The 9280-nt window shown below is 43.1% G+C and carries 5 protein-coding genes and 1 tRNA gene; 2 read left to right on the top strand and 4 right to left on the bottom strand.

What is annotated here, in order from left to right; genetic code table 11:
* The first annotated feature begins 25 nt into the window (after positions 1 to 25).
* Together L3V32_RS21700 and L3V32_RS21705 are read left to right on the top strand one after the other, a co-directional pair.
* Positions 26 to 1012, top strand: coding sequence for an AAA family ATPase (locus tag L3V32_RS21700; protein WP_237285167.1), 987 nt, complete (start codon positions 26 to 28; stop codon positions 1010 to 1012).
* 13 nt (positions 1013 to 1025) lie between these two features.
* Entirely contained in the window at positions 1026 to 3635 is a 2610-nt protein-coding gene (locus L3V32_RS21705; RefSeq protein ID WP_053816430.1) for a S8 family peptidase, read from the top strand.
* Positions 3636 to 3997: 362 nt separating this feature from the next.
* On the opposite strand, the gene L3V32_RS21710 is transcribed toward L3V32_RS21705, so the two are convergent.
* The 4 genes from L3V32_RS21710 to L3V32_RS21725 all read right to left on the bottom strand — a co-directional run bounded on the left by L3V32_RS21710 (position 3998) and on the right by L3V32_RS21725 (position 9243).
* Positions 3998 to 5230: a site-specific integrase gene (locus L3V32_RS21710; protein ID WP_237285169.1), complete on the bottom strand. Its 1233-nt coding sequence runs from the start codon at positions 5228 to 5230 to the stop codon at positions 3998 to 4000.
* A 270-nt stretch (positions 5231 to 5500) separates the two neighbouring features.
* The gene (locus L3V32_RS21715) at positions 5501 to 6658 is read right to left on the bottom strand and encodes an MFS transporter (protein WP_237285171.1); all 1158 of its coding nucleotides are present in this window, start codon (positions 6656 to 6658) and stop codon (positions 5501 to 5503) included.
* Positions 6655 to 8226 carry an ABC-F family ATP-binding cassette domain-containing protein gene (locus L3V32_RS21720; RefSeq protein ID WP_150918184.1) on the bottom strand — a complete coding sequence of 524 codons (1572 nt, stop codon included), beginning with the start codon at positions 8224 to 8226 and terminating at the stop codon, positions 6655 to 6657. The genes L3V32_RS21715 and L3V32_RS21720 overlap by 4 nt, the downstream gene beginning before the upstream one ends.
* Before the next feature lie 940 nt (positions 8227 to 9166).
* A tRNA-Asp gene (locus L3V32_RS21725) sits at positions 9167 to 9243 on the bottom strand.
* Positions 9244 to 9280: the final 37 nt, after the last annotated feature.

A 9280-nucleotide genomic window follows, 5' to 3' on the forward strand; every position in this document is an offset into this window, starting at 1 on the left:
TCGAGTGTATGAAAGATTGTGTGGAGTGAACAGAAAAATGGCAAAGTCGGATAAAATCATTAGCTTAGTAAGAGCTGGAGCTATGGGGGACAAGGTACAATTCAAAAGAGTTGTAGAATCTCTGATAGCAGATGAAAGGCAAAAAAGACATCACGTAATAGCGGAAAGATTAGAACAAGAGCTGGTCAAGCTTAGTACTTCTAACTCTACGGTGGAGTCGCCTACCGCTAAAGACAACCGTGTATCGTCCCTCGTTGATGAAATTTCACCTAAACTTCGATTCGAAGATCTTATATTACCAGGTTCGGTAAAGGATTCTTTAGGCGAATTAGTTGAAGAACAATCTAGAGTTGATTTATTGCGATCCTACAGTTTAGAGCCTAGAAACCGTGTTCTTTTAGTTGGCCCCCCTGGTAATGGTAAAACATCTCTAGCAGAAGCTCTTGCCGAGTCAATGATGGTTCCTTTATTAGTCGTACGCTATGAGGGAATTATTGGTTCTTATCTTGGTGAGACTGCCTCAAGACTCAAAAAGGTAATCGACTATGCTGCTACACGACGTTGTGTTCTGTTGTTCGATGAATTTGAAACTTTGGGTAAAGAGCGTGGGGACACGCATGAAACTGGCGAAATAAAACGTGTCGTAAGTTCATTATTGATGCAAATTGACTCCCTGCCTAGCCACGTTATTGTGATGGCTGCAACAAACCACTCAGAGTTGCTTGATAGAGCAGTATGGCGCCGCTTTCAATTGAGATTAGAAGTTCCTCAACCGACCCGAGCTCAAATAGAGTCGTGGTTTAAAGCGTTTGAGAAAAGGCATGATATCTCTTTGGAGTACGCTTATGAAACTTTATCTAAAAGGCTTTATGGTTCTAACTTTGCAGAAATAGAAGAGTTTGGCAGAGTGATATTACGCAAATATGTGCTTACTCAACCTGGCTCACAGATGCGTTCTATAATATCATCGGCTTTAAAAACGTGGTCTGAGAGGACTCTGTCCTCTAACTAAAGAGGATTAATTAATGAGCCGCCGTCCCCTACTTCTATTTCCTGCGCCTGATACGACTAGCCCATCAAGTCGAAATGGTGGAGGTGGGGCTCCAAATCGTCCAACTGTTACTCGCCAAGCTCAAAGGCTAGGTCCTAAATTTTCACGCCTAGAGTCTGCATTAGAGAATCGCAGAATTGAAGTTCAACGAGATACTCCCGGAATCGATCCCGAGTACACCGTAGTTATTGAAACATATGGTAGTGTGTCTGACTTTTTCAAAGCTGTAAAAAAGATCGAAGGTCTGGAGTGGCTCGGTGAGCATGAACTTAGAGGACTAGAGCCTGACGATGATTTTTACAGTACAGGGAACGACAGAGATAAACCTCTGAATGGTCAAGTCATGCTGATGCTATCAGATAGACGAGCAATTGATGAGCTTTTGTCTCTCTGGCGTAACTACGGTCAAAACCCAAACATGCAGTTCATGCGAGGGTGGGCAAAGTTCAGAGATTTATTCCGTCTACTGAAAGACATCCGCTATTGGGATACCCAAGATAGACTCAGAAATACAGGTATTCTTGAATATTGGCAAGAACGCTTAGAGTACGACCCCGATCAGCCAGTTCGATTTGAAGCAGAATTATGGTTCAGAACAAATGAAACCAAGCGAAATACTGCAGAAGAGAGGATATCTCAATTAGCTCAAGAGTTGGGTGGGCAAATTCTTTCAGCTTGCTGTCTTCCCGATATCCACTATCAATCTCTGCTGATAGAGTTGCCAGCAGGTCAAGTTGAACGCATTCTAAATCAAGACGAAGTTTCACTTGTGCGCTGCGATCAAATCATGCTGTTCCGACCGCTGGGGCAAATGTCTGTGGAGCCTCTATGGAATAATGATGACTCAATTGCTGCTGGGGAAGAAACGGAAAGCTTTCATGACTTAACTCCTCCAGAGTTTGAAAAAGCTCCTCGAGTAGCTCTGTTTGATGGATTACCTCTTTCTAACCATTCTGACCTGCGTGGTAGTTTAATAATTGATGATCCTGACAACTTTGAGGCGGGATATTCAGCTCAATATCGTGTGCATGGAACAGCAATGGCTTCTCTTATCGTTAATGGGGATCTTACTGATGGTGGAAGTAAATTATCTACTCCTCTATACGTAAGACCAGTAATGAAGCCTGATCCACATACGTACAATAACACCGAGACTTTACCAGATGATGAACTTCCACTGGATATTATCCATAGAGCTGTCAGACGTATTTTTGAAGGTGATGGGGCTGAATTACCAGTAGCACCATCAATCAAAGTTATTAATCTCTCAATCGGCGATCCTAATATTCACTTTGATGGCAAGATGAGTCCTTTTGCTCGACTGCTTGATTGGTTGAGCTCTAAATACAATGTATTGTTCGTCGTAAGCGCAGGTAACCATCCAAAAGCTGTGACTGTTCCACAACCAGGAAGTACATTCCATCAGTTCTCTGATGATGTAAAGGCAGTAGAGTTCTTTAAAGCTGTACAGAATGATAGCTGGGATAGAAAGCTCTTATCGCCAGCAGAGAGCGTAAATGCAGTAACAGTCGGTTCTCTTCACTCAGATGAATCCTCTCCAGTGCTACGAGCAGGACTTTACAATATATATAGTGAAGAAATGCCAGCAGCCTACTCTGGTCAAGGGAATGGCTATGCTAGATCTGTTAAACCAGATATTTCAATGCCGGGTGGTCGAATGCTTTACAACGAAGCCATTGGTCACTCAAGTTTAACTGCTGTAAGCAACTATACCGCACCAGGACAACAAGTCGCTCATCCACATACATCAGCATTTAATCATCGAGTGTATATTCGAGGAACAAGTAACTCAGCAGCTCTAACATCAAGAGGTTGTGCGGAAATTTGCGATGTTCTTGAGGACTTGTTCGTAGAGAGCAATAAGGTTGGTCAGTTCGAACAGTATTCTCCTCTCCTTCTTAAATCTCTTATCACCCACGGAGCCTCATGGGGAGCAATGTATGATCGGATCTCAAACTGCTTAGGGAGCCCTGATTCTAAGTCGTTAAAAAATGTTATTACAAGAAACATTGGTTATGGGAAACCAGATGTTGATAGAGCAAAATTCTGCTTAGATACCAGAGCTACCATTCTTGGTTATGGAAGCTTAGAGAATGACGAAGCTCATGTATACAAACTCCCTATCCCAGAAGGTTTAGGTGGTGCTGATATTTGGCGCCGTCTCACAGTTACGTTATCTTGGTTTGCCAAGCCTTGCCCAACTCACATGAAGTACAGAGATAGTGCATTGTGGTTCACGGTGGAAGGGGACAATAGACATCTTACATCTAGAAGCTCAAGCTCCGCTGATTGGATGCAGGTTCGCCGAGGGACATTACAGCATGAGATTTTTGAAGGTGAAGAACTTGCGGTCATCACAGAAGACCGAATGCTTGAAATAAAAGTTAACTGTAAGGAAAACGCTTCGAAAATTGTCGAGCCTATACGCTATGGTCTGGCAATTACTTTAGAAGTTGCGGAAGGCGTTGATATGCAGCTGTATCAAGAAATCCAAGAAGTGATCGAGGAGCAAATTCGAGAGCAAGAAAGAGCTCAAACTCGAGAACAAGTCCCTACCCGTTAAGCTTAAATACCAAGGTTAGCGCTGCTTTAAAATATAACAAAAAGCAGTTTTACCTTGTAAAGCGGTACACAAAAGAGGCCTGCTCAGGGGGCTGTGCTACAACAAGATAGGATTTAGAGTTTCATAAACTAAATCCTCATCTACCTTGGGGTACAGCACCTCACCATCTTGGCTTAATACGTAAGAAGTACCCTATGACTACTAAATTCAATATCTATCCAAAAGAAGTAGATAGATAATTTTTGAGCACTTTTGAATGAGCTTTCCACATTGCTTTATAGCTAGAATATGATGCATTCCACTCATAAATAACTTCGCAATCGATAGGCAGCTGGTGGAAGTTCAATCCCAAAACTGGATGCTTACTCATTTACTGCTCTCAAAATGACGAGATTCTTGTGGTCAAAGCTCAATACATCCAATCGTTCTCCCCAAATCAACAACGCTTCTCTTTTTTCAGGGATATACTGACTCCGGTTGTAAATCTGCATAACCCCTCCTAGGCTATGACCGAGGAGCTGTTCAACGACATGAGGTGCAATACCAAGTTCATTCATTCTCGTGGCTAACGTTCTACGAAGGTCGTGCATTGTCCATTTTTCTTCATGCTCTAAGCGTTTCCACAACAACCTTCCGTACTGACTGACTGCTTCAGGCGTTTTCAGTTCACCCAAAACTAAAGTACCACTACAAGCATCACCTTTTAACTCCAACAACCATTGCTCTAGATGTTGAGGGATGGGGCGAAGAATCTTTTCTCCACCTTTACTATGAGCTTTCGGAACTGTCCAAATCATCTCATTAAAATCCCACTCAGCCCATGTAGACAAGCGAACTTCTTGAGTCCTTGCTCCGAATGTAATGAGTAGCCTTAATAGGTTTCGGTAGTACTGGTTGCTGAAATCCCCCTTCTCAGTAGCCACATTCCAAACATCACTTAGCTCTTTATTGGAAAGGACACGATCTTTTTTCTTCTGTTTATTACCAACATCAGCAATCATCAAATCATCCAAAGCTCGGCTAAATGCGTAGTGCCGAACACGACAGAACCGTAGTGCTTGTTTAGAGTTTTGTAAGATATAACCAGCGGCTACAGGAGCAGGTTTTTGCTTCCCATTATCACCATTGCGAATACGGTCAAAGCACTTTATCCAATGGCGCGTTTCCGTTTTTTCTAATGGTAGGTTTCCAATATAGGGGTAGATGTGTTTTTCAAACTGTGCACGATGTTTTGAAGCATTTGCACGTTTACCTTCTGCGTAATTTACTAACCAGTACTCTAATGCCTCTTTTACTGAGACTGGTTTTAACGTTTCACTTCTGGCTAATGAACGTTGATGTTTCGGGTCATGTCCTTGAACTAACCACTCACGACATTGCTGAGCTTCCTCTCGCGCTTTTAAAAGAGAAAGGGCAGGATAGTCTCCTAGATCGATACGCTTACTTTTGCCATCAACTTTGTAGCGGTATTGCCACCGGACTTTACCTTTTTCAGAAACCCTAGCCCCCAAACCTTGACCATCAGTTAAGGTAAAGACCTTAGGATGAGCCTTGTTCAATACCGCTCTTAGATTTTTGTCGTACAGTTTGCTCATTTAAACCTCTTAATGGTGCACATAGTAAATATGTACCCCTATATGTACCCCAAAGTTATAATAAAACTAAAGACAATTGAAAACAAACTGAAACCAAAATAGAAGCAAGACGCTGTTATAAAAGGAATTAAACCAACAACCCAAGTCTTTACAAAACCTATCAAAACAAGAGATCTGATAATACGGCATGAACTAAGACCGGCTTTCAAAAAGTATTTGGAACAAGCCGTTACCTTTTTAGGTAACGGCTTTTCTTTATCTACTAAAACACTACGAATAACGCTCACTTTGTTCAGCATTACCAACTGGCTTTAATATAACTACCGCTGAGCCAAACAATAACAAAGCCACGACAGCGACCCATTCATGACCTACAGAATAAGCAAAGCCCGCCAAGGCAGACCAAATCGCGACACCAAAGTGCATCATACTCATTCCAGAAGACATCAGCACACCTCGATGTTCATCAGATAAGCTTGCTATATGTGCTTGTAACGCCGGAGAGCCTACCCCTCCAGCAAGAGACCAGAGCATTAGAGCTGGAAGATAAGCAGTCACCGTACTCATCTCATTTGAGAACACCCATGCACTGCAAGGTATGCACACCATTAAAGCCACTCGCATAACGGCTCGAGAGCTACCAAGCCAACGGCAAGCTCTCCCCACGCACATATTTCCAACCACACTCACGATCCCTAGAACAGCATAAATAGCGCCCACCCAACCGAGCGCCAACTCGCTGGTATCTCGAATATGAAGGCCTATCAGGTTAAATACACCAATACCTCCCCCTAGGCCTAAACACATCGCTAGAATCGCCCTCAACGCGCCTGGAAGATGAATGACGTCTGTGATAGGTGGCAGAGTGTCTGACTTCTTGGACTCATTATGCTTGTTGTTCATGAACACTACGCTCATGGCACCGACAAGAAGAGCCGCAACGCCCAAAATAATAAAAGCGGCACGCCATGATAAAAGCTGGGTCAGCAATGCTCCGATCGCTGGGCTGGTTATCATACCCAGCGTTAATCCCGCCTGAACCATCACAATTTGACGCATCGCTCTATTACCCTTCGCGTCTCCCGCCAACGCAAATGCAATTGGCAACATGCCTGCACTTGCAATACCTGTGATCACTCGACTTGCAATCGCAAGTTCAAAATCATGAACTATGCCCGTCGTAATAGACGCAACCCCAAATACGAAGCAAGCAGGCAACATGATACGAATACGCCCAACCCGGTCTGATAAACGTCCCAGGTAAGGAGCGCAAATTGCTATAGCTAAACTATATGCCGTAATAAATAACGTAACCTGACTCGGTTGAACACTTAAATCATTTCCGATAGGTTCAAGAATAGATCCAAGCATCAACTCATCAGCACCAACAAGAAAAGCAACAAGAAATAGGATCATGGACTGCATCATAGCTCCACCTCCTGTTCTGTTTCCGATTCAGCATAAGTGAGCAACGAAATATCTAAAACTCTATCAGGCCAAGATTGTAAAAACGCCTTCTCATGAGATACCACAATCACACTACCAGAAAAGCGCTGGAGAGCCTCTTTAAGCGCATTTTTACTGCTGCTATCCAAATGTGTCGTTGGCTCGTCCAACAGCAAAACATTGCATTTCTGGACTGATAAACAACAAAGTTTCACGCGAGTTTGCTCACCTCCACTTAATGTATCTAGGTGGCGCTGCGTCTTATCTCCGGTGACCCCAAAGCGAGCTAATATCTTGCGTGATTCTTTGCTTGATATCGTTGGATCACAAGAGCATAGCTCCTGCTCAGGCGTGTGCTGAGGGTGACGCCAAGACAAATCTTGAGAAAAATACCCAATCATTGCACCTTTTGCCAATACCACCTCACCAGAGAGCGGCTCGATCTCCCCCATAAGGGTTTTAAGCAAAGTCGACTTACCTACGCCGTTAAAACCAGAAACGACCAACTTCTCCCCGCGCGCTAACGTGATATCAAGCGCAGGAAGCAGAGGCTGCTGATAACCTATCTTCAACGCTTTTGCGTCAATCACATACTGTTGCCCAATAGGCTGGTGAGCAAAGTCAAACATCGATACTTTCTCTATATGATTCAGTTGAATACGTTCGATTTTATCCAGTTTTTTCTTGCGTCCCTTAGCAAGACTCGCGTTAACTCCAGCGCCATTTTTGGCAATAAATTGCTCTAGCTTTCGAATTTCATTTTGCTGAGCCTTATATTGCTTTTCTAACAAAGCACCGTCGTGATTCTTTTGCTGCATTGCTTTGACATAAGTGCCGCTGTATTTTCGGACCGTTTGATAATCAATATCACAAATACTGGTCGCTACTTGATTAAGGAAGTCAATATCATGAGAAACCAGTAAAACAGTGCCAGTGTACTCGTTGAGAAACGTGACCAACCATTCAATGTGCAGAGCATCAAGATAGTTTGTCGGCTCGTCGAGAATTAACACATCGGGGTTGCGGAGTAACAACCTCCCTAAAAGGACCTTGTGTCTTTGACCCCCACTTAGCGAGACAAGCGGTGTATCTAAGCCAAATTGATAAATGCCAAGACCTACAGCAACTTGTTCAATTTTGGTATCAATTGCATAGAAGTCTTCATCTTCTAAATATGCCTGTAGTTGGGCGACTTGGCTTAAAAGAGATGTAGAGTGAGACTCGGTCATCGCCTGATACAAAGTCCAAAGCTTCTGCTCGGCAGCGTATAAGTTCTCAAAAGCACTCTTTAAGCATTCATAAACCTTCAGCGCATTATCCATCTTAAAATGTTGCTCTAAATACCCCACCTCAAGGTTTGGTAACCAGTCAATGCAGCCCTTATCTGCAGATAATTCACCGATAAGCAGTTTTAATAAGGTGCTTTTTCCAACGCCATTCGCTCCAGTGATACCTATTTTCTCTCCCACGTTAATTCGAAATGTCACGTTGTTATATAAACTCTTATCAGCGATCTGATAAGACAAATTTTTAACTTGTAAAATACTCATGTTTTTAACCAAATAAAAAGGGCCGGTGATCAATACCGGCCCTTATTTCAATACTGGATAATGCTTTGTAGCTGCTTAACAGATACAAAAAGGCCGATGATGAAATATCACCGGCCATCTCTTCTCTTTTATCAGGTGTACAGACGCCTGCGTATAACTTCAGCGAAGTTATACGCATAAAACACCTGATGAAGATTAATTTAAGACTCCGAGCAACACTTCATCGCGTTTTTTGCACGGAGTTCAGCCTTCTTACAAAGCTTTTAAACAAGAGATATAACATGGTTTACTGTCGAAAAAACATTCGATGTGAAGCGTACACCTTTAGAATAAAAAGTACCAGATAATTATTAGAACTATCGTGACTTACACGAAGGTCCACTGAAAGAAGACCTTTCCTCAGTCAATGTGCCAGGTGAACGACTTACTCAGCAAACACAGCTATGAGAGCACCTATACCGCTCACGTTATACGTACGTAGTGGTGGCTTTATCGGTTGGAGACGGTTAGAGGGGAAGAAGTAGCAAATATCCTTTAAGGCAGACACTGGCTTAAATAGATCTACAAACAAAATCCATGTTAGGAAAGTTTTAAATACGCTGAGCTTATTTTAATGAGCGCCGGTGGCTAAATCACAACATCTAAAGCAAAGAAATCCCCCCTGAAAATAACATAACCTAGTGAATAAACTTTCCAGGTAATAATAAAGGAAGCTTTGGTAAGTAAGCACAGGGGCTCAAAACTAGCGCTCGAGACTGGGACCCGGTTCAGCAGAAACCGCATAGAATTGCGCATCAACTCGTCATGACAGGGCTTAGAAAGTATCGCGAGAGAAGAGCCTGCCTCTCGATGCAAGGTTTCAATATGGAAATGGGGTTAAGGTAAGTCGGGTAACCAAAACGAAAAAAGCCCCAGTCTTTCGACAGAGGCTTAATATAAGTGGCGGAGTGGACGGGACTCGAACCCGCGACCCCCGGCGTGACAGGCCGGTATTCTAACCAACTGAACTACCACTCCGCAGTGGTATCACTCGCTTGTAATCAGCAAGTGTCCA

Origin of the sequence: Vibrio sp. J2-4 (assembly GCF_021728155.1) — a bacterium.
Taxonomy (GTDB): Bacteria; Pseudomonadota; Gammaproteobacteria; order Enterobacterales; family Vibrionaceae; genus Vibrio; species Vibrio diabolicus.

What these genes read in the sequence shown, in the direction of transcription:
- L3V32_RS21715 (WP_237285171.1), bottom strand. Translation starts at nt 6,658, where the DNA reads ATGATGCAGTCCATGATCCTATTTCTTGTTGCTTTTCTTGTTGGTGCT.
- L3V32_RS21710 (WP_237285169.1), bottom strand. Translation starts at nt 5,230, where the DNA reads ATGAGCAAACTGTACGACAAAAATCTAAGAGCGGTATTGAACAAGGCT.
- L3V32_RS21705 (WP_053816430.1), top strand. Translation starts at nt 1,026, where the DNA reads ATGAGCCGCCGTCCCCTACTTCTATTTCCTGCGCCTGATACGACTAGC.
- L3V32_RS21720 (WP_150918184.1), bottom strand. Translation starts at nt 8,226, where the DNA reads ATGAGTATTTTACAAGTTAAAAATTTGTCTTATCAGATCGCTGATAAG.